Here is a 25,339-nt window from a genome sequence, read left to right as displayed (position 1 = left end):
CGGTCCCGCCCTACTTCTTGCGGCGCAGCAACGCGTACAGGATGATCGCGCCGAAGGTCGCGGTACCGATGCCGCCCAGCGTGAAATTGCCCAGCTTGACGGTGAAGTCGCCCGCGCCCAGCACCAGCGTGACCGCGGCCACGATCAGGTTGCGGTTGTCGCTGAAATCGACCTGGTTCACCACCCAGATGCGGGCCCCGGCAATGGCGATCAGGCCGAACACCACCACCGACATGCCGCCGAGCACGGGCCCGGGAATGGTCTGGATCAGGGCGCCGAACTTGGGCGAGAAGCCCAGCACGATGGCGATCAGCGCGGCGATCACGAACACCAGCGTCGAATAGATGCGGGTCACCGCCATCACGCCGATGTTCTCGGCGTAGGTGGTGACGCCGGTGCCGCCGACGGCGCCCGAGACCATGGTCGCCACGCCGTCGCCGACGAAGGCGCGGCCCAGATAGCGGTCCAGGTCCTGGCCGGTCATGGCGCTGACCGCCTTGACGTGGCCCAGGTTCTCGGCGACCAGGATGATGGCCACCGGCACGATCAGGCCCATGGCCTCGGCCTTGAAGACCGGCGCGGCGAAGTGCGGCAGGCCGAACCAGGCGGCGGCCGACACGGCCGAGAAATCGATCGGCTTGCCCAGGTTCAGGCCGTTGGCGAAGATCGCGTAGACCACGCAGGCCAGGATGAGGCCGACCAGGATCAGGAGGCGCTGCACCATGCCCTTGGTGTAGACGGCGATGCCGCCCACGCACAGGATGGTGACGATCGCCATGGCGCTGTCGAAGCCCGAGGCGCCCATGGCGCCCTTGGCGGCGATCGGGGCCAGGTTCAGGCCGATCACCGCGACCACCGCGCCGGTCACGACCGGCGGCATCAGGGTGTCGATCCAGTTGGCGCCGCCGCCGGCGCGGCCGTTGGCGATCCAGACCAGGACGCCGATCAGCGTGTAGGCCAGGCCGCAGGCGATGATGGCGCCCAGCGCCACGCCGATATTGGCGTTGGCGCCGCCGCCGGCATAGCCGGTGACGGCGATGACGCCGCCGATGAAGGCGAAGCTGGACCCCAGGTAGCTGGGCACGCGGCCGCCGACGAACAGGAAGAAGATCAGGGTGCCGATGCCCGACATCAGGATGGCGACGTTGGGATCGAAGCCCATCAGCAGCGGCGCCAGCACGGTGGAGCCGAACATCGCCACCACGTGCTGGGCGCCCATGGCCACGTTCTTGGGCCAGGACAGCCGTTCATCGGGGGCGATGATGACGCCGGGCTGGGCGTCGTCCGCCAGGCGCCAGCGCGGAAAATAGGTCTTGGACATGGATTCCCCGGGAGTGATTGGTGTGAGCGGGCGCCAGTGTAAAGGGGGCCGGGAACGGGCGGCAACTTAAGTTCCCCGGCCAGATGCCGTATTAGTGGAAACCCCAGTCAATCCTTCTGCCCCGGAGACTTCCATGGCCATCGATTCCATCAGCGGCACCTCGCGCATCGGCAGCATGGCGGACCTGTGGGCGCAGAAGATCCAGGCCAACAAGGAAGCCAAGGACGCCAAGGCCGGCGATCCGGGCGTCAGTGTCACGCCCGACGGCAAGATCCGCGTCAACAGCGCCGGCGCCACGAAGGTGGGCCAGACCCAGGAAACCGAATCGTCCGAAAACGACGACTATTACACCCAGGTGATCAAGGAACTGCAACGCCAGCTCAAGCGCGTCATGGAGCAGATCGCACGCGTGCGCGACAGCAATGCGTCGGCGGAACAGAAAGCCACCCAGATGCAGGCGTTGAACGGACAGGCGCAGCAGATCATGGGCCAGATCCAGAAGGTGATGACCGAGAAGATCAAGGCGATGGCCAAGGCCACCGGCGGCGTCTCGGCCACGGCCTAGCTTCCTTCCCGCGGGTTCTCCCGAATGCCCGCCGCACTGATGGCGCGCATCAAAATTTGTGATTGGACTGGCGGCGCATGCAGCCGCTAAGGTCTCCGGACAAATCAAAAAACCACGGAGACAAACCATGCATGCAATGCGCACAGCCCTTGCAGGGGCGCTGCTGGCCGCCTGCGCCGCCCCCGCCCTGGCGGGCACCGTCACGGTGATCACGTCGTTCCCGAAAGATTTGACCCAGGCCTACAAGACCGCGTTCGAGAAGGCCAACCCCGGCATCACGCTGGAAATCCTCAACAAGAACACCGTGTCCGGCATCGCCTACGTGCGCGAGACGCCGGCCGGCCAGCGTCCGGAAGTGTTCTGGGCCAGCGCGCCGGACGCCTTCGAGGTGCTGGGCCGCGACAAGCTGCTGGCCAAGTCGGCGGACGTCGCCAACAAGGACGTGCCGGACAAGATCGGCAACTACCCCATCAACGACCCGGGCGGCATGTACCTGGGCCAGGCGCTGGCCGGCTACGGCATCGTCTACAACACGCGCTACATCGCGGCGCACAAGATCCCCGCGCCGGTCGAATGGAAAGACCTGCTGGCGCCGCACTGGTTCGGCCACGTCGGCATCACCTCGCCGTCGCGCTCGGGCACCATGCACCTGACGGTCGAGACCATCCTGCAGGGCGAAGGCTGGGACGACGGCTGGAACACGCTGCTGCGCATGTCGGGCAACAGCAGCGCCGTCACCGAGCGTTCGTTCGGCGTGCCGGACGGCGTCAACAACGGCCAGTTCGGCGCGGGTCCGGTGATCGACTTCTTCGGCCTGTCGAGCAAGTATTCGAAGTTCCCGGTGGAATTCGTCTATCCCTCCGAGACCGCCATCGTGCCGGCCAACATCGCGCTGATCGACGGCGCCAAGAACACCGAGGAAGGCAAGAAGTTCATCGCCTTCACGCTCAGCCAGGCGGGCCAGGAACTGCTGCTGGAGCCGAAGATCTCGCGCCTGCCGGTGCTGCCGTATTCGGCGCTGGGCGGCAAGGTGCCGCAGGGTTATCCGGATCCCGCCGAGATCGCGCGCCGCAGCAAGGTGCAGTTCAACGCCGACCTGTCGCAGACGCGCTATTACGTGGTGCAGTCGCTGTACGACCAGACCGTCACGTTCCGCCTGAAGGAGTTGCAGGCGGCGACCAAGGCGATCTACGACGCCGAGGCCAAGCTCGGCGACAAGGGCAAGAGCGGCAAGCCGGCCGAACTGCTGGCGCAGGCCCGCAAACTGGCCTGGGCGCCGCTGGTCGACGGCAAGCAGGCCGCTGATCCCGAGTTCCTGAAGATCTTCAGCGGCAACAAGAAGGACGCCGCGGTCAACCAGCAGATCACCAAGCTGGAAGGCGAATGGAACGGCACGGCCAAGAGCAACTATGAGCAGGCCGTGAAGCTGGCGCGGGAAGCCGCGGCGCTCTGAGCCCGGCTCGCGCCGGACGGGGGGCTCGCCCCGTCCGGCCGCCGCCCCGCCGCGGGCGGCCTGTCTTGAACCATTACGGGAATCTCGATGAATCTTCCGGGCCATTCACGCCTGCCCGCCGGCCCCGTGCTGGCCGCGCTCCTGGTGCTGGGTTTCCTGGCGCTGTTCCTGGCCGTGCCGGTGGGCACGGTGTTCTACAGCGCCTTCGTCAACGCCGACGGCGGCTTCACCATCGGCCACTTCGGCGCCTTCTTCAACCAGCCGCTGATGCTGGAGGCGTTCTTCAACAGCCTCTACGTGGCCGGCTGGTCGGCGCTGCTGGCCTCGCTGATCGCGGTGCCGCTGGCGTACTTCACGGTGCGCTTCGACTTCCGCGGCGCGCTCATCATCCAGACGCTGGGCGTGCTGCCGCTGATCATGCCGCCCTTCGTCGGCGCGGTGGCGATGCAGCTCATCTTCGGCCGCTCGGGCAGCGTCAACCTGCTGCTGAACGACTGGTTCGGCTTCACCATCCCGTTCATGGAAGGCCTGAACGGCGTCATCTTCGTCGAGGCGCTGCACTACTTCCCGTTCATCCTGATGAACCTGGTGGTGGCCCTGCGCAACATCGACGGCGCGATGGAAGAAGCCGCCTTCAATCTGGGCGCGCGCGGCTTCCGGCTGTTCCGCCGCGTAATCTTCCCGCTGGCGCTGCCGGGCTACGTGGCCGGGACCTCGCTGGTGTTCGTCAAGGTGTTCGACGATCTCGGCACGCCGCTGGTGCTGGGCACCACCAACATGCTGGCGCCGCAGGCCTATCTGCGCATCACGCAGGTGGGGCTGGAGGATCCGCTGGGCTACGTCATCAGCGTCATCATGATCGCCTTCTCGATCCTGGCGCTGTGGCTGTCGGCGCGGGTGCTCAAGGGCCGCGACTATTCCACGCTGCAAAAGGGCGGCAACTCGATCCAGAAGCGCAAGCTGCGGCCGGCGGAAAGCGTGCTGGCCTATGGCTGGATCATCCTGGTGCTGCTGCTGGTGCTGTCGCCGCACATGGGCGTGCTGCTGCTGTCGCTGGCCAGCGTCTGGAGCTTCGCGCCGCTGCCGGACGGCTACACGCTGGCGCACTACAGCGCGGTGTTCAGCGAGTCGCAGGGCATGATCGCCAACACCCTGCTCTATTGCGGCCTGGCGGCGGGCGTGGACGTGATCCTGGGCACCGCCATCGCCTACCTGATGCTGCGCACCCGGCTGCCGGCTCGCCAGTGGCTGGACTTCCTGGCCTCGGCGGCGCTGGCGATCCCGGGCATCGTGCTGGCGATCGGATTGCTGCGCACGTTCCGCGGGGTGGAAATCCCGGGCACCGGCACGCTGCTGACCTCGTCGTGGATCATCATCATGATCGCGTACTCGGTGCGGCGGCTGCCCTACGCGCTGCGCTCGTGCGTGGCCGCGTTGCAGCAGATCAACGTATCGCTGGAGGAAGCGGCGCAGTCGCTGGGCGCGACGCGCATGCGCACCATCCGGCGGGTGGTGGTGCCGCTGATGGCCGGCGGCATGCTGGCCGGCTTCGTGACCAGCTTCGTGACGGCGGCGGTGGAGCTGTCGGCCACCATCATGCTGGTCACCAAGGACAGCCAGGCGCCGATGAGCTATGGCATCTATCTGTACATGCAGAGCGCGGCGGGCCGGGGTCCGGGCGCGGCGCTGGGCGTGCTGGCGGTGGCCGCGGTCGCCATCGGCACCTATGTCTCGCACCTGCTGGTCGAACGGGCCCAGTCGCGCCAGCGGCCGGCGCGCCACGACGAGACGGCCTGAATCAAGGGGAATCGACATGAAGAAAGTCAGCGTTGAATGCCGCAACATCCGGCTGTCGTATGGCAAGACGGAAGTGCTCAAGGACGTCAACATCAACATCGAACCGGGCGAGTTCTTCGCCCTGCTGGGGCCGTCGGGTTCGGGCAAGTCCACCCTGTTGCGCCTGATCGCGGGCTTCAACCGGCAGGACGCTGGCCAGTTGCTGGTGGATGGCAAGGACATCAGCGCCATCCCGCCATGGGACCGCAATATCGGCATGGTGTTCCAGAACTATGCGCTGTGGCCGCACATGACGGTGTGGGACAACGTGGCGTTCGGGCTGGTCGAGCGCAAACTGCCGCGCGAGCAGATCCGCGCCAAGGTCGAGGCCGCGCTGGAGCTGGTGGGGCTGTCGCAGTTTGCACGCCGGCGCCCCAACCAGTTGTCCGGCGGACAGCAGCAGCGCGTGGCGCTGGCGCGCACCATCGTGATCGAGCCGCAGGTGCTGCTGCTGGACGAACCGCTGTCCAACCTGGACAAGAAGCTGCGCGTGCAGATGCGCCAGGACCTGCTGAGCCTGCAGCGGCGGCTGGGCATCACCACCATCTTCGTCACCCATGACCAGGAAGAGGCCATGACCACCGCCGACCGCATGGCGGTGCTGGATCATGGCGTGGTGCAGCAGATCGGCGCGCCCAGCACGCTGTTCGACTACCCGGTGAACCGCTTCGTGGCCAACTTCGTCGGCACCATGAACGTGCTGGAGGGCGAGGTGCGCGAGCGCACCAGCGGCAGCGTGGTGCTGGCGGTGGAAGGCGTGGGCGACCTGCACCTGCCGCTGGCGGCCGAGGCGCCGGCGGCGCAGCGGCTGGCGGCGAGCTTCCGGCCGCACACGGTGCAGATCGAGATGGCCGACGGGCTGGGCGATGCGCGCTACGTGTGGCTGCCGGGCGTGGTGGAAAGCAGCGAGTTCCTGGGCGAATTCACCCGCTACCAGGTGCAGATCGGCGAGCAGCGCCTGACGGCCGACCAGTCGCACCTGGCGGGGCTGTCGCCGTTCCCGGTGGGCGCCCCGGTGTCGATCGGGCTGGAGCCGACCCAGGTGCGGCTGCTTGCCGCCTGAGCCGGCTTCCCCTACAAAGGCGGCATGGAAATCTATCAGATCCGCGCCTTCGTCACGGTTGCCCGCCTGGGCAACCTGACGCGGGCCGCCGAAGCGCTGTCGCTCACCCAGCCAGCCGTCACCGCGCAGATCAAGGCGCTGGAGCAGAGCCTGGGCGTAGCGCTGTTCGACCGCAGCGGTGGAAGGCTGGCGCTGGCCAAGGCTGGCGAGATGCTGCTGCCCACCGCCGAATCACTGCTGGTGCTGGGCGCGCAATTCAAGTCCGAGGCGCAGCAGCTGCAGGGCAGCCTGCAAGGCGTGGTGGAGCTGGGCCTGCCCAGCGAAAAGCCCGACTTCCTGCGCCTGGGCGAACTGGCCGCGGCCATCACGCAGCGGCTGCCGCTGATCGAATTGAAGACGCAGATCCAGCCCACCGTGGTGCTGGCCGAGCAGGTCAGCACCGGCCGGCTGCCGGCGGCGCTGACCATCGCCGCTCACCCGCCGCGCGGCGTGCTGTGGCTGCCGCTGCGCAGCGTGCGCTACCGCATCGCCTTGCCGACCGAACACGCCGCGGTGCTCAAGCGCGGCGGCTGGCGCGAGGTGGCGCAATTGCCGTGGCTGGACGGGCCGGCCGGCAGCCATACCCACCTGCTGCTGCGCGACATGTTCGAACGCCACGGGCTGTCGCCGCGCATCGCCATGCAGAACGACGATCAGGCCAACCTGGAGGCGCTGGTGCGGGCCGGCGCCGGCTGCGCGCTGCTGCGCGAGGAGACCGCGCTGGCCGGCGCGGCCTCGGGCGACTTCATGGTGTGGGGCCAGGCGCGGGCCGACGCCATGCTGGGTTTCATCCTGCCTTATGAACGCGCTAGCGAGCCCGCGCTGGTCGCGTTAAGCTCGATCATTCAAGCCATCTGGAAGCCGCGCGCGCCAGTCGCGCCCGAGCCCCTCTGAGCCGGCCGGCCCGCCGCCCGCGCCCTTCCCTACCGTATCGACACCGCAATGACTGAAATCTGGTTCATCCGCCACGGCGAAACCGACTGGAACCGCCAGCGCCGACTGCAAGGCTGGCAAGACATCCCCCTGAACGAATTCGGCCGCAACCAGGCCGGCCTGCTGGCCTCGCGCCTGCGCGAAGACGCCCGCAGCACGCCGATCGATGCGATCTACAGCAGCGACCTGCAACGCGCCCACGCCACGGCCACGCCAGTGTCCGAACAGCTGGACCTGCGCGTGCGGGTCGAACCCGGCATCCGCGAGCGCGGCTTCGGCGTGCTCGAAGGGCTGGACCTGGAACGCATCGACGTGCTGGCGCCGGAAGCCGCGGCCGCCTGGCGCAGCCGCGATCCGCTGCGCGCGCTGGACGGCGGCGAGACGCTGGGCCAGTTCCAGTCGCGCGTCATTTCGACGGTCGACGACGTGGCCAGCCGCCATGACGGCGAACGCATCCTGATGTTCACCCACGGCGGCGTGCTGGACATCATCTGGCGCCACGCCAGCGACGTGCCGCTGAACGCGCCGCGCGACGCGGCGCTGCTGAACGTCAGCATCAACCGCGTTGGCGTGCGCGGCCGCCAATGGGAAGTGCTGCATTGGGGCGACGTGGGCCATGTGGCCACGGAAGTGGGCGACGACGTGGTGCCGTGACGGCCGGCGCCGGGCCTGCGTCCGGCACGCCCGCCCACCCCGGCGGCTGCATGATCGCCGGCTCAGCCGGCCTTGTCCGCCTTGCGCGGCTTGCGCGGCGCGTTGCGCGCCAGCCGGTCGTAGACCGCGTTGGGCAGCAGCCGCATCAGTTTCGCCACCACGCCCATCTGCCACGGGATCACCGTGTATGACGTGCCGCGGCCGATCGCCGCGTGGGCGCGCTGCGCGAACTTGTCGGCGTCCATCAGGAACGGCATCTTGTACGGGTTATGGGCCGTCATCGCGGTCCTGATATAGCCTGGCGCAATGGTGACGACACGGATGCCGTCGCCCCACAGCTCCAATCGCAGGCTCTCGCAGTAGGTCACCACCGCCGACTTGGACGCGCTGTAGGCGCCCGCGCCCGGCAGGCCGCGCACGCCGGCGACACTGGCGATCCCCACCAGCCTGCCGCCCCCCGCCGCGCGCATCGGTTCGACGAAGGGCTCGAAGGTCGCCACGGTCGCCAGGAGGTTGGTGTCGACGATGGCCTTGAAGACCTCGTAGTCCTCGTGGTGCCCGGTCAAGGTGCCGGCGCTGATGCCGGCGCTGGCGATGACCACGTCCACCCGCCCCTGGCAGAACGCGATGAAGTCCTGCGCGGCCGCGTGCAGCGCCTGGCGGTCGCAGACGTCCACGGCATAACAGCGATGCTGGCCGGGCAGGCTGTCGGCCAGTTCCCGCAGCGCGTCTTCGCGCCGGCCCAGCAGGCCAAGCGTGGCGCCGCTGGCGGCGTAACGCTGCGCCAGCGCGCGGCCCAGGCCGCTGCTGGCGCCGGTGATGAAGACTCTGTCCATGCTCGCCCCGGGTCGGATGAAAAAAGGCGGAGCCTCTCTGAAGAGAGGCTCCGCCCGCTATGCTACAGGAACGCCGGCGCCGGGGTTTACAGGAAGATCAGCGCGAAGATCGCCGCCACCAGCGCCCATTTGGACAGGTAGTACAGCGGCTTGCTCTTTTTCTTGAGCGCCTTGCCGAAGCGGCGCACGGCATACACCGCGCCGAAGATGCGGTTGATGCCGCCGGTGGCGTCGCCTTCCTGGTTGGGCGCGGCGGCCGCGCGCAACAGGAAGCCGCCGACCACGCGGTTGAACGCCCGGGCCCAGCGGTAACGCATGGGCCGCTCGACGTCCGCGAACAGGATGATCCGGTTCTGGTCGGTCTTGTTTTCGGCGTAATGGATGAAGGTCTCGTCGAACACGACCGCCTCGCCGTCGCGCCAGTAGTATTCCTGGCCGTCGACGTTGATGTAGCAGTCGGGGCTGTTCGGCGTGATCAGGCCCATGTGAAAGCGCAGCGAACCGGCATACGGATCCCGGTGGCGCGGCAGGCGGCTGCCCGGCGGCAGCGAAGCGAACATCGCGGCCTTGATGGTCGGAATGCCCGCCAGCAGCTTGGTCGTGACCGGACAGAGGGCCTCGGCCGACGGATGGTCGGCGTCGTACCACTTCAGGTAGAAGCGCTTCCAGCCCGTCTTGAAGAACGAGTTGAAGCCCGCGTCGTTGTACTTGTCCGAGGCCTTGATGTGACCGTCACCATACAGGTTGACGGCCTCGGCCCGGATTTCCTCGCAGCGGTCCAGCAAGACCTTCAGCTCCGGGAACTGGTCCAGATCGAGATAGGGCTTGTTGGGCACGCTGGAGAATGCGTACATGAAACAGTTCAGCGGCGCCGTGAAGGTGGAATGATCCAACGCCTGCCGCGAGAACTTGTGTCGGACGCGGCCACGGTAGTGAACTACCGTGGCGCATACGATAAACAACGCCAGAATGAACCACTTCATTCTTTTGCCTCACTTCACTTGCGGCGCGCCCTCTGCGCGCCCAAGCGCTATTTGTCCAACAAGGACGCGTGAAGTTCCTGCAACGGATACACCTGCAGGCCCAGACCCTGACGCAGATATTGCATGCCCTCGACGGCCGCGCGAGCGCCGGCGATGGTGGTGAAGAACGTGACGCGGGCCGCCAGCGACTGCGTCCGGATGGTGCGCGAGTCGACGATGGCGTTGCGGCGCTCTTCGACGGTGTTGATGACCAGCGAGATCTCGCCGTTCTTGACCATGTCGACGATGTGCGGACGGCCTTCGGTGACCTTGTTGACCCGCTGCACCGGAATGCCGGCCGCTTCGATCTCGGCGGCCGTGCCGCGCGTGGCCACCAGCTTGAAGCCCAGGGCATGCAGGCCGCGCGCCACTTCCACGGCGCGGGGCTTGTCCTGGTTCTTCACGCTGATGAACACCGTGCCGGATTCCGGCAGGCGCACGCCAGCGGCCAGCTGCGACTTGACGAAGGCTTCGCCGAAGCTGGTGCCCACGCCCATGACTTCACCGGTCGACTTCATTTCCGGGCCGAGGATGGTGTCCACGCCCGGGAACTTCACGAACGGGAACACGGCTTCCTTGACCGAGAAGTAAGGCGGCACGACTTCCTTGGTGATGCCCTGGGCCGCCAGCGTCTGGCCGGCCATGGCGCGCGCGGCGATCTTGGCCAGTTGCAGGCCGGTGGCCTTGGACACGTAGGGCACCGTGCGCGAGGCGCGCGGGTTCACTTCCAGCACGTAGACGTCGCCGCCCTGGATGGCGAACTGCACGTTCATCAGGCCGCTGACGTTCAGGGCCTTGGCCATCATGCCGGTCTGGCGCTTGATCTCGGCGATGACGTCGGCCGACAGCGAGTAAGGCGGCAGGCTGCAGGCGGAGTCGCCCGAGTGCACGCCGGCCTGCTCGATGTGTTCCATGACGCCGCCGATGAAGACGGTTTCGCCGTCGGCCAGGCAGTCCACGTCCACTTCGGTGGCGTTGTTCAGGAAGCGGTCCAGCAGCACGGGCGAGTCATTGCTGACCTTCACGGCTTCGCGCATGTAGCGCTCGAGGTCCTGCTGCTCGTGCACGATTTCCATCGCGCGGCCGCCCAGCACGTAGCTGGGACGCACCACCAGCGGGTAGCCGATCTCGGTGGCGTGAGCCAGGGCCTCGGCTTCGGTGCGGGCCGTGCGGTTGGGCGGCTGGCGCAGGCCGAGCTTGTTCAGCAGCTTCTGGAAGCGCTCGCGGTCTTCGGCGATGTCGATGGATTCCGGGCTGGTGCCGATGATCGGCACGCCGTTGGCTTCCAGCGCGCGCGCCAGCTTCAGCGGGGTCTGGCCGCCGTACTGGACGATCATGCCGACCGGGTTTTCCTTGTGGACGATTTCCAGCACGTCCTCGAGCGTCAGCGGCTCGAAGTACAGGCGATCGGACGTGTCGTAGTCGGTGGAGACGGTTTCCGGGTTGCAGTTGACCATGATGGTCTCGTACCCGTCGTCACGCAGCGCCAGCGCGGCATGCACGCAGCAGTAGTCGAACTCGATGCCCTGGCCGATGCGGTTCGGGCCACCGCCCAGCACCACGATCTTCTTGCGGTCGGTGGGCGCGGCTTCGCACTCTTCCTCGTAGGTCGAGTACATGTAGGCCGTGCGGGTGGCGAATTCGGCGGCGCAGGTGTCGACGCGCTTGTAGACCGGGCGCACGTTCAGTTGGTGACGCAGCTTGCGCACTTCCGACTCCACGGTGTCCAGCAGGAAGGCCAGGCGGCGGTCGGAGAAACCGCGGCGCTTCAGTTCCCACAGGGTGGCGTAGTCCAGGTCGGACAGCGTCTTCTGTTCGAGCGCCAGCTCGATGTCGACGATTTCCTTGATCTGCGACAGGAACCACGGGTCGATGTGCGTGATGTTGTGCACTTCGTCCAGCGTGAAGCCTTGCGCGAAGGCGTCGCCCACGTACCAGATGCGTTCCGGACCGGGTTCGCCCAGCTCGACCTGCAGCTTTTCGCGGTCGGTGGTCTTCTGGTTCAGGCCGTCGACGCCGACTTCCAGGCCGCGCAGCGCCTTCTGGAACGATTCCTGGAAGGTGCGGCCGATGGCCATGACTTCACCCACGGACTTCATCTGGGTGGTCAGGCGCGCGTCGGCGGTGGGGAATTTCTCGAAGGCGAAACGCGGCACCTTGGTGACCACGTAGTCGATCGACGGCTCGAACGAGGCGGGCGTGGCGCCGCCGGTGATTTCGTTCTTGAGCTCGTCCAGCGTGTAGCCCACGGCCAGGCGCGCGGCGACCTTGGCGATGGGAAAGCCGGTGGCCTTGGACGCCAGCGCCGACGAACGCGACACGCGCGGGTTCATCTCGATGACGATCATGCGGCCGTTCTCGGGGTTGACCGCGAACTGCACGTTCGAGCCGCCCGTGTCCACGCCGATCTCGCGCAACACCGCGATCGATGCGTTACGCATGATCTGGTATTCCTTGTCGGTCAGCGTCTGGGCCGGCGCCACGGTGATCGAGTCACCGGTGTGCACGCCCATGGGGTCCAGGTTCTCGATGGAGCAGACGATGATGCAGTTGTCCGCCTTGTCGCGGACCACTTCCATCTCGAATTCCTTCCAGCCCAGCAGCGACTCTTCGATCAGCAGCTCGCTGGTGGGCGAGGCTTCCAGGCCGCGGCGGCAGATGGTTTCGAACTCTTCGGCGTTGTAGGCGATGCCGCCGCCCGAGCCGCCCATGGTGAAGCTGGGGCGGATCACGGCGGGGAAGCCCGAGGTGCCGACTTCCGCGGCGATGCGGCGCTGCACTTCCCAGGCTTCGTCCATGCTGTGGGCGACGCCCGACTTGGCCGATTCCAGGCCGATGTCGGTCATGGCCTGCTTGAACTTCTGGCGGTCCTCGGCCTTTTCGATGGCGTGCTCGTTGGCGCCGATCAGTTCGACGTTGTGCTTCTTCAGCACGCCGTGGTGGGCCAGGTCGAGCGCGCAGTTCAGCGCGGTCTGGCCGCCCATGGTGGGCAGCAGCGCATCGGGCTTTTCACGCTCGATGATCTTTTCGACGGCTTGCCAGGTGATGGGCTCGATGTAGGTGACGTCGGCCGTTTCCGGGTCCGTCATGATCGTGGCGGGGTTGCTGTTCACCAGGATGGTGCGGTAACCCTCGGCCTTGAGCGCCTTGCACGCTTGCGCGCCGGAATAGTCGAATTCGCACGCCTGCCCGATGATGATGGGGCCGGCGCCGATGATGAGAATGCTTTTTAGGTCTGTACGCTTGGGCATGATGCAATCTTTACTTTTGGCCGGACATCAGGCTGATGAACTTGTCGAACAGCTCCAGGATGTCGTGCGGACCGGGGCTGGCTTCGGGGTGGCCCTGGAAGCAGAAGGCCGGACGGTCGGTGAGCTCGAAACCCTGCAGCGTGCCGTCGAACAGCGAGACGTGCGTGACGCGCGCATTGGCCGGCAGGCTGGCCGCGTCGACCGCGAACCCGTGGTTCTGGCTGGTGATGAACACGCGCTTGGACGCCAGGTCCTGCACCGGGTGGTTGGCGCCGTGGTGGCCGGTCTTCATCTTGAGCGTCTTGCCGCCCACCGCCAGGCCCATGATCTGGTGGCCCAGGCAGATGCCGAACACCGGCAGCTTCTTGTCCAGGAACACGCGGGTGGCGTCGATGGCGTAGTCGCAGGGCTCGGGGTCGCCGGGGCCGTTGGACAGGAACACGCCGTCGGGATTGAGCTTGAGGACGTCCTCGGCGCTGGTCTGGGCCGGCACCAGCGTCAGGCGGCAGCCGCGATCGGCCAGCAGGCGCAGGATGTTGGACTTGATGCCGAAGTCGTAGGCGACGACATGGAACTTGGACTGGTCGGGCTGGGTGTAGCCTTCGCCCAGTTGCCAGGTGCCTTCGGTCCAGGTGGTGCTGTCCTTGATGGACACGACCTTGGCCAGGTCCTGGCCGGCCATGCCGGCAAAGCCGCGGGCCAGTTCGACGGCGCGGTCGGCATCCGAACCAACGAAGATGCAGGCGCCCTGGGCGCCCTTTTCACGCAGGATGCGGGTCAGCTTGCGGGTGTCGATGCCGGAAATGGCAACGATGCCCTGCTCGGACAGGTACTCGGGCAGCGATTGCGTGGAACGGAAGTTCGACACGCGGGCGGGACAGTCGCGCACCACCAGGCCGGCGGCGTAGACACGATTGGCTTCGACGTCCTCGGCGTTGACGCCGGTGTTGCCGATATGCGGATAGGTCAGCGTGACGATCTGGCCGCTATAGCTCGGATCGGTGAGAATTTCCTGGTACCCGGTCATCGCGGTGTTGAACACCACTTCGGCAACGGTATGCCCAGGCGCACCGATCGACACGCCTCGAAAAATGGTACCGTCCGCCAGAGCCAGAATTGCAGGAGGGAAGCGGTTGATCCCCTCGGGAAAGAGTTGCGGCAGCACAGTAAACCCCGGTTTTAGAATCGATAATCAAACCTTGGAATTATACCTTGAGTAGGCGTTTTCCCTGGAAAGCCGCGCCAAATAAGGCTGGCATCGAAGATTTCAACGGGTCGGTGATACGCTAAAGCACCTTCAACCCTGATGTTGCGAGCCGTATTGCCCATGTCCAGCCAACTTGACGCCCTGCGCAATCACACCACCGTTGTCGCCGACACGGGCGATTTCGAAGCGATGAAGGCGCTGCGTCCCACCGACGCCACCACCAACCCGTCCCTGATTCTCAAGGCCGTCCAGCAGGACGCCTACCGCCCCCTGCTCGAAAAGACCGCCCGCGACCACCGCGGCGCCCCCACCGCCGAACTGATGGACCGCCTGCTGGTGGCCTTCGGCCGCGCCATCCTGGACATCGTGCCGGGCCGGGTCTCGACCGAAGTCGACGCGCGCCTGTCGTTCGACACCCGCGCCACCATCGAGCGCGCCCGCGCCCTGATCGCCCTGTACCAGGCCGCCGGCGTGCCGCGCGAGCGCGTGCTGATCAAGATCGCCTCGACCTGGGAAGGCATCCAGGCCGCCCGCGCGCTGCAGGCCGAGGGCGTGCGCTGCAACCTGACGCTGCTGTTCTCGCTGCCGCAGGCGGTGGCCTGCGCCGACGCCCGCGTGCAATTGATCTCGCCCTTCGTCGGCCGCATCTACGACTGGCACAAGAAGGCCGCCGGCGCCAATTGGGTCGACGCCGACAACGCCGGCGCGCGCGATCCCGGCGTGCAGTCGGTGACCCGCATCTACCAGTACTACAAGCGTTTCGGCATCGCCACCGAGATCATGGGCGCGAGCTTTCGCAACGTCGGCCAGATCCTGGCGCTGTCGGGCTGCGACCTGCTGACCATCAGCCCCGAACTGCTGACCCAGCTGTCGCAGACCGAAGGCGACGCGCCGGCGCAGTTGCGCGCCGACGCCGTCGGCGGCGACATCGCCCGCATCGCCTCGGACGAAGTGGCGTTCCGCACCCAGCTCAACGACGACGCCATGGCCAGCGACAAGCTGGCCGAAGGCATCCGCGCGTTCGTGGCCGACGCCATCAAGCTGGACGCGCTGATCGAGGCGCAACGCGCCTGATCGCGCCGCCGCCCGGCCTTCGCGGCCGGGCGCCGCCCTCAGCGGTGGTCGTGCGAGTGCACCTGTAGCGCTTCCAGGAAGCGCGACACCATGTTGTAGGCGGCGACGGTGGCGGTCAGCTCGACGATCAGCTTGTCCGAACCCATGGCGGCGCGCGCCGCCTGGAACACCGCTTCCGGCACCTGCACCTGGCGCGTCATGGCGTCGGTGTAGGCCAGCACCGCGCGCTCGCGCTCGCTGAACAGGGTCGACGCTTGCCACTCGGGCAAGGCGTCCAGCTGGGCCTGTGACAGCCCCTCTTTCAGCGCGATCGGCGCGTGCTGGTCGGCCTCGTAGGGCGCGCCGTTGACCGCCGCCACCCGCATGATCACAAGTTCGCGAATATCGCCCGGCAAGGTGGACAGCTGGCGGATCGACGTCAGGTAGTTGAGCCAGCCGCCCGCCACCGCCGGGCTGTGCAGCAGCATCTGGTAGAGGTGCAGCACGCTGCCGCGCTCGGCGACGATACGGTCGACCAGGGGCCGCGCTTCGGGATGAGACAGATCGGCGTAGGGAAGACGCGCCATGAAAACTCCGCAGAGGGATTAGGGCCGGTTGGCGCCATCGATCCTAGGGCTTCCCAGCATCGAAAGGCCGAGGCGCAGCAAATGCACACATTCGCAAGAACTTTGACATAATGACAACACATTGCGCACCTCCAGGACAAGCCTAGAATGAATGCGCCGACCCAGTCCCACCCGCCCGTCACCCTCGCCAACTGCGATAGCGAACCGATCCACGTACCGGGCGCGATCCAGCCGCTGGGCGCGCTGCTCGCGTTCGACGCCGCGGGGGTGCTGCGCTACGCCAGCGAAAACGCGCCGCAGGTGCTGGGCATGCCGCTGGCACTGGGCTACCCCTGCGCACCGGCGGCGCTGCCGCCGGGCCTGGCGCACATCCTGCCGACCTGGCTCGCCGGCGCCGACCCCGTCTTCGACCCGCTCGCCATCGCCCTGGGCGAGCACACCTACGACGTCATCGCCCACCGCAACGCCGACGGCCTGACGCTGATCGAACTCGAGCGCCGCGGCGACGATCCCGGCATCGCCGACCCCGCGCGCATCTACCGCGGCATCGAGCGCATCCGCTCGCAGCGCGACATCGCCGGCCTGCTCGACCGCACGGTCCAGGAAGTGCAGCGCGCCACCGGCTTCGACCGCGTGATGGCCTACCGCTTCCACCCCGACGACAGCGGCGAGATCGTGGCCGAGCGGCGCGGCGACCCGGCGCTGCAGGACTGGATCGGACGGCGCTATCCGGCCGGCGACATCCCGGCGCAGGCGCGCCGCCTGTACACCGTGAACACGCTGCGCCAGATCGCCGACGGCCAGTACCGGCCGGTGCGCGTGCTGGGCCAGGATGGCCACGACGGCGCGCCGCTGGACATGAGCTTTTCGGTGCTGCGCAGCGTATCGCCGATCCATCTCGAATACATGGCCAACATGGGGGTGCGCGCCTCGATGAGCCTGTCGCTGGTGATCGGCGGCCGGCTGTGGGGCATGATCGCCTGCCATCACCATTCCCCGCGCCTGATCCCCTATTCCGCCCGCCTGGCCTGCGAAGCGCTGGCGCAGGTGCTGTCGGCGGCGCTGGCCAACATCGAGGGCGGCGAACGCGCCGAGCAGGCGCGCCGCAGCGCCGCGCTGGTGAGCCGGCTGGCCGAGCGCGTATCCGCGTCCGAGAACGTGCACCAGGCCCTGTCGGGCGGCCCCGACACCCCCGCCTCGCTGCTTCCCAGCGACGCCGCGCTGTGCCTGTGGGGCAACAGCGTGACGGTGTTCGGCGGCATCGCGCCGCGCGGCGAGCTGGCGGGCATTCTGTGCGCGCTCGACCAGAGCGGCCAGCGGCTGGTCCACAGCGACAACATCGCGCGCGACTATCCCGGCCTGCAGACCGACCTGGTGCCCTACGCCGGGCTGCTGGCCTGCAAGTTCGACCCGATGAACAACGGCTGGCTGATCTGGCTGCGGCGCGAGCAGATCGAGACCGTGGTCTGGGGCGGCAAGCCGGAAAAGCACTATGCCGTGGGCACCCTCGGCCCGCGCCTGACGCCGCGCGGCTCGTTCGAGGCCTGGCGCGAAGTCACGCGCGACACCAGCGCGCCGTGGCTGCCGGCCGAGCTGGACGCGGCCGACAACCTGCGCGACGAGCTCTCGCACATCGCCACCAGCCGCGCGGCAGACGTGGACCGCGCCCGCACCGCGCTGCTGGCCATGCTCGGCCACGACCTGCGCGATCCGCTGCAGTCCATCTCGATGGCCGCCACGCTGCTGTCCAAGACCGATTCCGGCGCCCGCATGGGCGAACGCATCCGCTATTCCAGCGGCCGCATGCAGCGCCTGATCTCGCAGGTGCTGGACCTGTCGCGGCTGCAGGGCGGCATGGGCCTGGGCATCGAAAAGCGCGAATGCCAGCTGTCGGAACTGCTGAACGGCCTGATCGAGGAAAAGCGCCAGGCCTACCCCGGCCTGCGCATCGAACCCGAAGTGGCCTCCGGGCTGACGCTGATGGCCGACACCGACCGCATCGCCCAGGTGGTCACCAACCTGATGAGCAATGCCCGCCAGCATGGCGCGCCACGCATGCCGATCCGGGTCGTGGCCACGCGCGCGGGCGACACGATCGAACTGACGGTGGCGAACCACGGCGCGCCGATTCCCGACGACGTCATGGCGCATCTGTTCTCGCCCTTCAAGCCGGAATCGCTGGGCCACTCGCGCAACCGCACCGGCCTGGGGCTGGGCCTGTATATTGCCAACCAGGTGGTGCGCGACCACGACGGCGACATCGCCGTCGCCTGCCACGATGGCCTGGTCATCTTCACCGTTACCCTGCCGCGCGGCCTGCCCGCGCCGCAAACACCCTGAATCCTGGAGACATCTTTGAACGATGCGCGCGCGTTACGCGTCCTGCTGGTCGACGACAACGAAATGGGCTCGGAACTGCTGGCCGAATTCCTGGCCATGTCCGGGCTGGAAACGCGCTGCGCCGGCACCGGCGAGGACGCGCTGGCGCAGGCCGCCAGCTTCGACCCGCAGGCGGTGCTGGTGGACATCCTGCTGCCCGACATGGACGGCTACGAACTGGCGCGGCAACTGCGCCGGCGCAACGCCGCATCGCGCATCTACGCCCTGAGCGGGCTGGCGCGCCACGAACGGCATGAAGACGCCGCCAGCCTGTTCGACGGCTGGATCGAAAAACCCGCCGACCCCGACGCACTGCTGACCGTGCTGCGGCAGGCGGGCTGAGGCGGTCGCGATGCACGCCGCCGATCCCTCCCCGCACGCCCAGGCGCTGGCCGCGCAAGGCGTGCGCTTCCAGGTCCTGGCGCAGATCTTTCCGGTGCTGCGCCACGAGGCCCTGGCGCCGCTGTCCAACGCCACGCTGGCCACGGCCATGCTGCGCCAGGCGCCCGAAGGCGCCGAGGCCGACGCCCTGCGGCAGCGCACCCAGCGCCTGGCCAGCGACCTGCAACACATGCTCGAAGACAGCGTCGACGTCCTGCGCGGGCTCGATCAATGGCTTGTCGACAATGGCGCCTCGCTGCCGGCGGCGACCCTGCTGAAGGAATGCCGCAAGCTGCTGTTCTCGCAACTGATGTGGTCCAAGCGGCGCGTCCACTGGCCCGACGAACCGGCGCCGGTCGACCTGCCGGCCTTTGCCGCGCGCTACCTGGTGATGGCCTGGGTCCTGTGCCTGCTGCCGTGGCTGCCCGAGGACACCGAACTGACGCTGGACGCCTCCGATCCCGCCGTGTGGCACGCGCGCCTGCCCGCCCCGGCCGACGCCCCGGCCGCGCCGGCGCTGTTCGACCCTCGGGACATCGAAAACCTGGCGCTGGCCTCGGGCTGGCGCCTGGAACGACAACCCCAATGCTGGTCGCTGCACCTGCCTGCCGCGCCCGCCAAGGATCCCGCATGATTTCCCCTGTGCACCAGGTGCTGCGCGACGGCACCCGCGAACGCCACGAAACCCTCGACCAGGGACTGGCGCTGGCCGATGGCGACGTCAGCCCGGCCCGCTACCTGGCCTATCTGCGCGCCCTGCTGGGCTGGCTGGAGCCGGTCGAACGGCGGCTGTGGCAATTGGACTGGCCGGCCGGCCTGCAGGCCGGGGCCCGCGCCGGCAAGAGCGCCCTGATCCGCGCCGACCTGCGCGCCGCGGGCGATGCCGCCCCCGTGCCGGAATGCCCCGCCGCGCCCGCTCCCCAGGCCGCCGACGCCTACGCCCTGGGCGTGGCCTACGTGGTCGAGGGATCGCAGCTGGGCGGGCGTTTCCTGGCCAAGCGGCTGGAAGACGCCAAGCCGCCGTTGCCGCTCAGTTATCTGCGGGGATATGGCGACGACACCGGCGCGCTGTGGAAAGGTTTCCTGCTGCACCTGGACAGCGCCGCCAGCGGCCACGAAGCGCAGGCGCTGCAAGGCGCGCGCGATGCGTTCGACAGTCTCACCGTCTGGCTGCGGGCGCACGGCGCCATGATCACCCCGGCCGCCCGCGTTGCCTAGATCTTTTCGGTCTCGCCCGACTTGGGCTGCCACTTCATCAGGCGCTTCTCGCCGATCCCGACGATGTAGTCCAGCACCAGCGCGAATGCGGTCAGCACCACGATGCCCGCGAACACGGTATTGACGTCGAAGGTGCCCTCGGCCTGCAGGATCAGGTAGCCGACGCCGCTGGCCGAGCCCAGGTATTCACCCACCACCGCGCCGACGAAGGCCAGGCCCACCGAGGTGTGCAGGCTGGAGAACACCCAGCTGGTGGCCGACGGCAGATAGACGTGGCGCAGCAGCTGGCGGCGGCGCGCGCCCAGCATGCGGGCGTTGTCGAGCAGCGTCGGGCTGACCTCGCGCACGCCCTGGTAGACGTTGAAGAAGACGATGAAGAACACCAGCGTCACCGCCAGCGCCACCTTGGACCAGATGCCCAACCCGAACCACATGCCGAAGATCGGCGCCAGGATCACGCGCGGCATCGAGTTGGCCGCCTTGATGTAGGGATCGAGGATCGCGCTGGCGCGCGGCGACAAGCCCAGCCACAGGCCGAACCCCAGCCCGGCGATGGTGCCGATGAAGAAGGCCAGCACGGTTTCGGTCAGCGTGACCCACAGGTGGGTGTAGATGTCGGCGTTGGTGACGAACCAAGCCCAGATGCGGCCCCACACCTTGAGGGGCTCGCCGAAGAAGAACGCCACCTTGGAATCGCGCGAGGCGAAGTGCCACACGCCCAGGATGACGACGAGCAGCAGCAACTGCCAGAAGCGCAGGCTGGCGGAACCCGGTTTGAACGACTTGGACATGGTCAGGGCCTGTTCGTGGGGAAGCGGGCGCGGCCTGGATCAGGCATGGGCCTCAGGCCCGCTTCTGTTGTTGGGCATAGCCCTTGAGCACTTCCTCGCGCAACACCGCCCAGATGGCCGCGTGCAATTCGACGAAACGCAGGTTGTTGCGCACTTCGGCCACGTCGCGCGGACGCGGCAGGTCGATGACGAACTCGCCGATGGGATGCGTGCCCGGCCCGGCCGACAGCACCACCACGCGGTCGCTCATGGCGATGGCTTCGTCCAGGTCATGGGTGATGAACAGCACCGCCTTGCGCTTGGCCATCCACAGGTCCAGCACCTCGTTTTCCATCAACTGGCGCGTCTGGATGTCGAGCGCCGAGAACGGCTCGTCCATCAGGATGATGTCGGGGTCGCGGATCAGCGTCTGCGCCAGCATGGCGCGCTTGCGCATGCCGCCCGACATCTGGTGCGGATAGCGGCTTTCGAAGCCGCCCAGGCCGACGCGGCGCATCCAGTCGCGGCCGCGCTCGAGCGCCTCGGCGCGCGGCACGCCGGCGAAATCCAGCCCGGCCACCACGTTGTCGAGGGCGCTGCGCCAGGGCAGGAGCGCCTCGCCCTGGAACATGTAGCCGGCGCGCGAATTGATGCCCGACAGCGGCTGGCCGAAGACCTTTACCTGGCCCGACGACGGCGCCAGCAGGCCGGCGCTGACGTTGAGCAGGGTGGACTTGCCGCAGCCCGTGGGGCCCACCACCGACACGAACTCGCCCGGCGCGATGGCCAGGCTGGTGTCGCTGACGGCGGTGTAGCGCTGCGAGCGGTCGTCGCGGGAGACAAAAGTGCAGCTGATGTTTTCCAGCGATAGCGCGGCGTCAGCCATTGGGGTACTTCTCGTTGGCGCGGCGGGCGAAATCGTTGGTCCAGACCTTGGACGGGTCGATCTTGGCGCCGTCGAAATCCGCTTGATACGCGGCCAGGGCCTTGAGCGCGGTGGCGGCGCCGTCCTCGGGGATCATGCCGTCGGGCGACAGGCCTTCGAGGCTCTTGCCGATGGCGGCCTTGTACACCGCCGGGTCGCCCAGCAGGTAGGTCTCCGGCACGACCTTGGCGATCTCGTCGGGGCCGGCCTTCTGGATCCACTTGTCGGCGCGCACCATGGCATTGGTCAGCGCCTGCACGGTGTTGGGGTTGGCGTCGACGAACGCCTGCGGCGCATACAGGCAGCCGGCCGGCATGTTGCCGCCGAAGATGTCCTGGGTGTCCTTGAGCGTGCGGGTGTCGACGATGATCTGGATGTCGCCCGGCATTTCCAGCATCGACACCACGGGGTCGGTGTTGGAGATGGCGTCGATCTGGCCGCTGCGCAGCGCGGTCACCGCGCCGGCGCCGGCGCCCACGCCGATGATGGAGACGTCGGAAGCCTTCAGGCCGTGCTTGGCCAGGAAGAAGCTGACCACCATGTTGGTGGATGAGCCCGGCGCGGTCACGCCGATCTTCTTGCCCTTGAGGTCGGCCGGGCCCTTGTAGTTGGGCAGGTTCTTCTTGGAGACGCCCACGCCGATCATCGGCGCGCGGCCCTGCAGCACGAAGGCGCGGTAGGCCTGGCCCTTCGACTGCATGGCCAGCGTGTGTTCGAACGCGCCCGAGACCACGTCGGCGCTGCCGCCCACCACGGCCTGCAAGGCCTTGGAGCCGCCGGCGAAGTCGGCGATGGAGACGTCCAGGCCCTCGTCCTTGAAATAACCGCGGGCCTCGGCGATGGACAGCGGCAGGTAGTAGATCAGGGGCTTGCCGCCCACGGCGATCTGGACCTTGGTCTTCTCCAGCTTCTGGGCGCGCACGATGGCGGGGGCCATGCCCATGACGCCGGCGGCGCCGGCCATCTTGAGCAGATCACGACGAGTGACTGACATGTGTTGTCTCCTTGGGTGCGGGGATACCGATAGCGCCGGTCTGCGCCAGCTTGTCGATAGCCGCTGAATCATACCCCAGCGATTTCAGGACTTCCTCGGTATGTTCCCCTAATGACGGACCGATCCAGCGGGTCCCGCCCGGGGTTTCCGAGAGCTTGGGCACCACCGCCGGCAGCTTGACCGGCTGGCCGTTGGCGAAGTGATGCTGCTCGATCATGCGGCGCGCCAGGAACTGCGGGTCGGTGAACATGTCGGCCACGCTGTAGATCTTGCCGACCGGCACGTCGGCCGCCTTGAGGGTGTTGAGCGCCTCGTCGATGCCGCGGCCGTCGCACCATTGCTGGATGGCGCCGTCGATTTCCTCGACGCGGCGGGCGCGGCCGTCGTTGCGCACCAGGTCGGGGTCGGAAGCCAGGTCGTCGCGGCCGATGGCCAGCATCAGGCGGTGGAAGATCGCGTCGCCATTGCCGGCGATGACGATGTTCTGGCCGTCGCGCGTCGTATAGGTGTTGGACGGCACGATGCCGGGCAGCGCGCCGCCGGTGCGCTCGCGCACCACGCCGGCCACGTCGTACTCGGGCACCAGGCTTTCCATCATGTTGAACACGGCCTCGTACAGCGCCACGTCGACCATCTGGCCCTGCCCCGCGCGGCAGGCCTCGCCGGTCTGGCCATTCCAGCGGCCGCCGGTGGCGTCGCGGTGGCGCAGCGCCATCATGGCGCCGATCACGCCATGCAGCGCGGCGATCGAATCGCCGATCGAGATGCCGACCCGCAGCGGCGGCCGGTCGGGATGGCCCGACACGTAGCGCAGGCCGCCCATGGATTCGCCGATGGCGCCAAAGCCCGGCTGATCCTTCATCGGGCCGGTCTGGCCGTAGCCGGACAGGCGCACCATGATCAGGGCGGGGTTGATGGCGCGCAGCTGCTCGAAGCCCAGGCCCCACTTCTCCAGCACGCCGGGTCGGTAGTTCTCGACCACCACGTCGGCGTCCAGCGCCAGCTTGCGGGCGATCTCGCGGGCTTCGGGATGCTTCAGGTTGAGCGCGATGGATTGCTTGTTGCGGGCCTGCACGGTCCACCACAGCGAATTGCCTTCGTGCAGGTGGCGCCAGCTGCGGATGGGGTCGCCGCCGCCGGTCCCGTCGGGGCCGTGCGGGGTTTCGACCTTGATGACGTCGGCGCCGAATTCACCAAAGATGCGGGCGGCGAACGGGCCGGCGATGAGCGTGCCGAGTTCCAGGACCTTCAGGCCGGTCAGGGCTGACATGGCGGTTGTCTTCCTCTTGTGGATGCCGCGCCGCGCGGGCGGGCAGTTCTTCCAATGCCCGCCGGTACATTGCCGGCGGACTGTTGTGGAGGCGTATCAGGTGGTCTTGCGCTCCATCAGCGCCCAGGCGATGGTGCCGGCGTCGACGTATTCCAGCTCGCTGCCGGCCGGCACGCCGCGCGCCAGGCGCGTGACCCGCAGGCCGCGCTCGCCCAGGGCCTCGCCCAGGAAGTGCGCGGTGGTCTCGCCTTCGGCGGTGAAGTTGGTGGCCAGGATGACCTCCTGCACCACGCCGTCGGTGGCGCGGCGGATGACGCGGTCGAAATCCAGCTCGCGCGGGCCGATGCCCTCGAGCGGCGCCACCCGTCCCATCAGCACGTAGTACAGGCCGCGGTAGCCGTGGCTGGACTCGATCATGTTCTGGTCGGCCGGCGTCTCGACGATGCACAGCAGGGAAGGATCACGCTTGGGATTGGCGCAGGTGGCGCACACATCCTCTTCGGCGAAGCTGTTGCAACGCGAGCAGTGGCGCAGGTCGCGCACCGCCCCCGCCAACGCGCGTCCGAGCATGTCGGCGCCCTGGGGGTCGTGCTGCAACAGGTGATAGGCCATGCGCCGCGCGGAACGCACACCCACGCCGGGCAGGCGCCGCAGCGCCTCGATCAGCGAGACCAGCGGTTCGGGTTCGGGCAGTAAAGGATCCATGACACGACGGCAACTTGCGGACGGCAAAGGCCGCGCCGCCCGGGGCGGCGGCGGCCGGAACGTTCGATCAGAACGGCAGCTTCATGCCCGGGGGCAGCGGCATGCCGGCGGTGACGGACGCCATTTTTTCCTGCGAGGTGGCTTCGGCCTTGCGCAGCGCGTCGTTGAAGGCGGCGGCGACCAGGTCTTCCAGCATGTCCTTGTCGTCGGCCAGCAGCGACGGATCGATCTCGACGCGCTTGACGTCGTGGCGGCAGCTCATGGTGACCTTGACCAGACCGCCGCCGGAGGCGCCTTCGACCTGGATCTCGGCCAGCGCGTCCTGCGCCTTCTTCATGTTTTCCTGCATCTGCTGCGCCTGGCGCATCAGACCGGCCAATTGTCCTTTCATCATGATGGAGCTTCCTTGAACGAGGGAATGTGGGGATTGCCGGCGCGTTACGCGGCGGCGGAAGGAGGATCGACGTGGCGGATCGAACCCGCCACGACATGGGCGCCGAAGTCGGAGACCAGCGCCTGCACAAAGGGATCGACGGCGACCGCGTCCTCGGCGGCCTGCTGGCGCGCCGCGCGCTCGGCCTGGGCCACGGCGTGGGCCGTGGCTTCACCGACCGCGCCGACGTCCACGTCCAGCCGGATGCCCTGGCCGAAGTGTTCGCACAGCACCGTCTGCAGGCGCACGCGGCTTTCACTTTCGGCCAGCGTCTTGACCGCCACGCGCAGGATGATGGCATCGCCCTGCACGCCGGCCCATTCGCTCTGGCGCGCCAGCTCGGCGGCCAGGCCGGTGACCGGCAGGCGCGCGGCCAGCTCGGGCCAGGCGGCGGAGGTCATGTCGGTCAGGCGCGCGCGCGACTGGCGCTTGCGGGCCGGGGCC

At 67.9% G+C, this 25,339-nt stretch carries 24 protein-coding genes; 11 read left to right on the top strand and 13 right to left on the bottom strand.

Annotated features, from left to right (window positions below):
• Positions 1–10: 10 nt before the first annotated feature.
• A complete protein-coding gene (locus H0523_RS03065) occupies positions 11–1,321 on the bottom strand; it encodes a solute carrier family 23 protein (RefSeq protein WP_054428420.1) in 1,311 nt (436 codons plus the stop codon).
• Positions 1,322–1,454: 133 nt separating this feature from the next.
• Between H0523_RS03065 and H0523_RS03060 the strand changes: the two genes are divergently transcribed.
• The 6 genes from H0523_RS03060 (at position 1,455) to H0523_RS03035 (ending at position 7,864) form a co-directional block, all read left to right on the top strand.
• Positions 1,455–1,886, top strand: a complete 432-nt coding sequence (locus H0523_RS03060; RefSeq protein WP_054428421.1) for a FlxA-like family protein — start codon at positions 1,455–1,457, stop codon at positions 1,884–1,886.
• A gap of 127 nt (positions 1,887–2,013) precedes the next feature.
• Positions 2,014–3,339 carry an ABC transporter substrate-binding protein gene (locus H0523_RS03055; RefSeq protein ID WP_054428422.1) on the top strand — a complete coding sequence of 442 codons (1,326 nt, stop codon included), beginning with the start codon at positions 2,014–2,016 and terminating at the stop codon, positions 3,337–3,339.
• Between the two features lie 87 nt (positions 3,340–3,426).
• A complete protein-coding gene (locus tag H0523_RS03050; RefSeq protein WP_054428423.1) occupies positions 3,427–5,136 on the top strand; it encodes an ABC transporter permease in 1,710 nt (569 codons plus the stop codon).
• A 16-nt stretch (positions 5,137–5,152) separates the two neighbouring features.
• Positions 5,153–6,238, top strand: a complete 1,086-nt coding sequence (locus tag H0523_RS03045) for an ABC transporter ATP-binding protein (protein WP_054428424.1) — start codon at positions 5,153–5,155, stop codon at positions 6,236–6,238.
• Positions 6,239–6,262: 24 nt separating this feature from the next.
• The gene (locus H0523_RS03040) at positions 6,263–7,171 is read left to right on the top strand and encodes a LysR family transcriptional regulator (protein ID WP_054428425.1); all 909 of its coding nucleotides are present in this window, start codon (positions 6,263–6,265) and stop codon (positions 7,169–7,171) included.
• 48 nt (positions 7,172–7,219) lie between these two features.
• The gene (locus H0523_RS03035; RefSeq protein ID WP_054428426.1) at positions 7,220–7,864 is read left to right on the top strand and encodes a histidine phosphatase family protein; all 645 of its coding nucleotides are present in this window, start codon (positions 7,220–7,222) and stop codon (positions 7,862–7,864) included.
• Positions 7,865–7,926: 62 nt separating this feature from the next.
• Here H0523_RS03035 and H0523_RS03030 read toward each other — a convergent pair whose 3' ends face one another.
• The 4 genes from H0523_RS03030 to carA all read right to left on the bottom strand — a co-directional run bounded on the left by H0523_RS03030 (position 7,927) and on the right by carA (position 14,138).
• Entirely contained in the window at positions 7,927–8,700 is a 774-nt protein-coding gene (locus H0523_RS03030) for an SDR family oxidoreductase (protein ID WP_054428427.1), read from the bottom strand.
• Between the two features lie 86 nt (positions 8,701–8,786).
• Positions 8,787–9,683, bottom strand: a complete 897-nt coding sequence (lpxO, locus tag H0523_RS03025; protein ID WP_054428428.1) for a lipid A hydroxylase LpxO — start codon at positions 9,681–9,683, stop codon at positions 8,787–8,789.
• A gap of 47 nt (positions 9,684–9,730) precedes the next feature.
• Positions 9,731–12,973 (bottom strand): carbamoyl-phosphate synthase large subunit, encoded by a 3,243-nt coding sequence (gene carB / locus H0523_RS03020; RefSeq protein ID WP_054428429.1) that lies wholly within the window; start codon positions 12,971–12,973, stop codon positions 9,731–9,733.
• Between the two features lie 10 nt (positions 12,974–12,983).
• On the bottom strand, positions 12,984–14,138 hold the full coding sequence (gene carA / locus H0523_RS03015; protein ID WP_054428430.1) for a glutamine-hydrolyzing carbamoyl-phosphate synthase small subunit: 1,155 nt from the start codon (positions 14,136–14,138) through the stop codon (positions 12,984–12,986).
• Positions 14,139–14,300: 162 nt separating this feature from the next.
• Between carA and tal the strand changes: the two genes are divergently transcribed.
• Positions 14,301–15,254: a transaldolase gene (gene tal, locus H0523_RS03010; RefSeq protein WP_054428431.1), complete on the top strand. Its 954-nt coding sequence runs from the start codon at positions 14,301–14,303 to the stop codon at positions 15,252–15,254.
• A 38-nt stretch (positions 15,255–15,292) separates the two neighbouring features.
• Here tal and H0523_RS03005 read toward each other — a convergent pair whose 3' ends face one another.
• Positions 15,293–15,820, bottom strand: a complete 528-nt coding sequence (locus H0523_RS03005) for a carboxymuconolactone decarboxylase family protein (RefSeq protein WP_054428432.1) — start codon at positions 15,818–15,820, stop codon at positions 15,293–15,295.
• 147 nt (positions 15,821–15,967) lie between these two features.
• On the opposite strand from H0523_RS03005, the gene H0523_RS03000 reads away from it, so the two are divergent.
• From H0523_RS03000 to H0523_RS02985, 4 genes are read left to right on the top strand one after another with little or no spacing between them, the layout of a single operon-like run.
• Entirely contained in the window at positions 15,968–18,160 is a 2,193-nt protein-coding gene (locus tag H0523_RS03000; protein WP_054428433.1) for an ATP-binding protein, read from the top strand.
• A 15-nt stretch (positions 18,161–18,175) separates the two neighbouring features.
• A complete protein-coding gene (locus H0523_RS02995; RefSeq protein WP_054428434.1) occupies positions 18,176–18,541 on the top strand; it encodes a response regulator in 366 nt (121 codons plus the stop codon).
• Between the two features lie 10 nt (positions 18,542–18,551).
• Entirely contained in the window at positions 18,552–19,214 is a 663-nt protein-coding gene (locus H0523_RS02990) for a hypothetical protein (protein ID WP_054428435.1), read from the top strand.
• Positions 19,211–19,798 carry a biliverdin-producing heme oxygenase gene (locus H0523_RS02985; protein ID WP_054428436.1) on the top strand — a complete coding sequence of 196 codons (588 nt, stop codon included), beginning with the start codon at positions 19,211–19,213 and terminating at the stop codon, positions 19,796–19,798. Before H0523_RS02990 ends, H0523_RS02985 begins: the two co-directional genes overlap by 4 nt.
• Here H0523_RS02985 and H0523_RS02980 read toward each other — a convergent pair.
• The 7 genes from H0523_RS02980 to H0523_RS02950 all read right to left on the bottom strand — a co-directional run.
• Positions 19,795–20,589, bottom strand: a complete 795-nt coding sequence (locus H0523_RS02980) for an ABC transporter permease (protein WP_006390706.1) — start codon at positions 20,587–20,589, stop codon at positions 19,795–19,797. The genes H0523_RS02985 and H0523_RS02980 overlap by 4 nt on opposite strands.
• A 52-nt stretch (positions 20,590–20,641) precedes the next feature.
• Positions 20,642–21,454, bottom strand: a complete 813-nt coding sequence (locus tag H0523_RS02975) for an ABC transporter ATP-binding protein (RefSeq protein ID WP_054428437.1) — start codon at positions 21,452–21,454, stop codon at positions 20,642–20,644.
• Complete coding sequence (locus tag H0523_RS02970; RefSeq protein WP_035359350.1) at positions 21,447–22,487, bottom strand: ABC transporter substrate-binding protein; 1,041 nt, start codon at positions 22,485–22,487, stop codon at positions 21,447–21,449. Before H0523_RS02970 ends, H0523_RS02975 begins: the two co-directional genes overlap by 8 nt.
• Positions 22,468–23,757, bottom strand: a complete 1,290-nt coding sequence (locus tag H0523_RS02965; protein WP_054428438.1) for a CaiB/BaiF CoA transferase family protein — start codon at positions 23,755–23,757, stop codon at positions 22,468–22,470. The genes H0523_RS02970 and H0523_RS02965 overlap by 20 nt, the downstream gene beginning before the upstream one ends.
• 96 nt (positions 23,758–23,853) lie before the next feature.
• Positions 23,854–24,462: a recombination mediator RecR gene (gene recR, locus H0523_RS02960; protein WP_006385499.1), complete on the bottom strand. Its 609-nt coding sequence runs from the start codon at positions 24,460–24,462 to the stop codon at positions 23,854–23,856.
• Between the two features lie 67 nt (positions 24,463–24,529).
• On the bottom strand, positions 24,530–24,856 hold the full coding sequence (locus H0523_RS02955) for a YbaB/EbfC family nucleoid-associated protein (protein ID WP_006390710.1): 327 nt from the start codon (positions 24,854–24,856) through the stop codon (positions 24,530–24,532).
• Between the two features lie 44 nt (positions 24,857–24,900).
• Positions 24,901–25,339: DNA polymerase III subunit gamma/tau C-terminal domain-containing protein (locus H0523_RS02950; RefSeq protein ID WP_306670183.1), on the bottom strand; the 439-nt coding region annotated here is incomplete at its 5' end.

Origin of the sequence: Achromobacter insuavis (assembly GCF_902859645.1) — a bacterium.
Taxonomy (GTDB): Bacteria; Pseudomonadota; Gammaproteobacteria; order Burkholderiales; family Burkholderiaceae_B; genus Achromobacter; species Achromobacter insuavis.
Note: the sequence above shows the minus strand (reverse complement) of the source record. Positions and strands in the feature narration are given on the sequence as shown.

Excerpts from the sequence above, each read along its gene's own strand:
- H0523_RS03065 (WP_054428420.1), bottom strand. The coding sequence starts at position 1,321 with ATGTCCAAGACCTATTTTCCGCGCTGGCGCCTGGCGGACGACGCCCAG.
- H0523_RS03060 (WP_054428421.1), top strand. The coding sequence starts at position 1,455 with ATGGCCATCGATTCCATCAGCGGCACCTCGCGCATCGGCAGCATGGCG.
- H0523_RS03055 (WP_054428422.1), top strand. The coding sequence starts at position 2,014 with ATGCATGCAATGCGCACAGCCCTTGCAGGGGCGCTGCTGGCCGCCTGC.
- H0523_RS03050 (WP_054428423.1), top strand. The coding sequence starts at position 3,427 with ATGAATCTTCCGGGCCATTCACGCCTGCCCGCCGGCCCCGTGCTGGCC.
- H0523_RS03045 (WP_054428424.1), top strand. The coding sequence starts at position 5,153 with ATGAAGAAAGTCAGCGTTGAATGCCGCAACATCCGGCTGTCGTATGGC.
- H0523_RS03040 (WP_054428425.1), top strand. The coding sequence starts at position 6,263 with ATGGAAATCTATCAGATCCGCGCCTTCGTCACGGTTGCCCGCCTGGGC.
- H0523_RS03035 (WP_054428426.1), top strand. The coding sequence starts at position 7,220 with ATGACTGAAATCTGGTTCATCCGCCACGGCGAAACCGACTGGAACCGC.
- H0523_RS03030 (WP_054428427.1), bottom strand. The coding sequence starts at position 8,700 with ATGGACAGAGTCTTCATCACCGGCGCCAGCAGCGGCCTGGGCCGCGCG.
- lpxO (WP_054428428.1), bottom strand. The coding sequence starts at position 9,683 with ATGAAGTGGTTCATTCTGGCGTTGTTTATCGTATGCGCCACGGTAGTT.
- carB (WP_054428429.1), bottom strand. The coding sequence starts at position 12,973 with ATGCCCAAGCGTACAGACCTAAAAAGCATTCTCATCATCGGCGCCGGC.
- tal (WP_054428431.1), top strand. The coding sequence starts at position 14,301 with ATGTCCAGCCAACTTGACGCCCTGCGCAATCACACCACCGTTGTCGCC.
- H0523_RS03005 (WP_054428432.1), bottom strand. The coding sequence starts at position 15,820 with ATGGCGCGTCTTCCCTACGCCGATCTGTCTCATCCCGAAGCGCGGCCC.
- H0523_RS03000 (WP_054428433.1), top strand. The coding sequence starts at position 15,968 with ATGAATGCGCCGACCCAGTCCCACCCGCCCGTCACCCTCGCCAACTGC.
- H0523_RS02990 (WP_054428435.1), top strand. The coding sequence starts at position 18,552 with ATGCACGCCGCCGATCCCTCCCCGCACGCCCAGGCGCTGGCCGCGCAA.
- H0523_RS02985 (WP_054428436.1), top strand. The coding sequence starts at position 19,211 with ATGATTTCCCCTGTGCACCAGGTGCTGCGCGACGGCACCCGCGAACGC.
- H0523_RS02980 (WP_006390706.1), bottom strand. The coding sequence starts at position 20,589 with ATGTCCAAGTCGTTCAAACCGGGTTCCGCCAGCCTGCGCTTCTGGCAG.
- H0523_RS02975 (WP_054428437.1), bottom strand. The coding sequence starts at position 21,454 with ATGGCTGACGCCGCGCTATCGCTGGAAAACATCAGCTGCACTTTTGTC.
- H0523_RS02970 (WP_035359350.1), bottom strand. The coding sequence starts at position 22,487 with ATGTCAGTCACTCGTCGTGATCTGCTCAAGATGGCCGGCGCCGCCGGC.
- H0523_RS02965 (WP_054428438.1), bottom strand. The coding sequence starts at position 23,757 with ATGTCAGCCCTGACCGGCCTGAAGGTCCTGGAACTCGGCACGCTCATC.
- recR (WP_006385499.1), bottom strand. The coding sequence starts at position 24,462 with ATGGATCCTTTACTGCCCGAACCCGAACCGCTGGTCTCGCTGATCGAG.
- H0523_RS02955 (WP_006390710.1), bottom strand. The coding sequence starts at position 24,856 with ATGATGAAAGGACAATTGGCCGGTCTGATGCGCCAGGCGCAGCAGATG.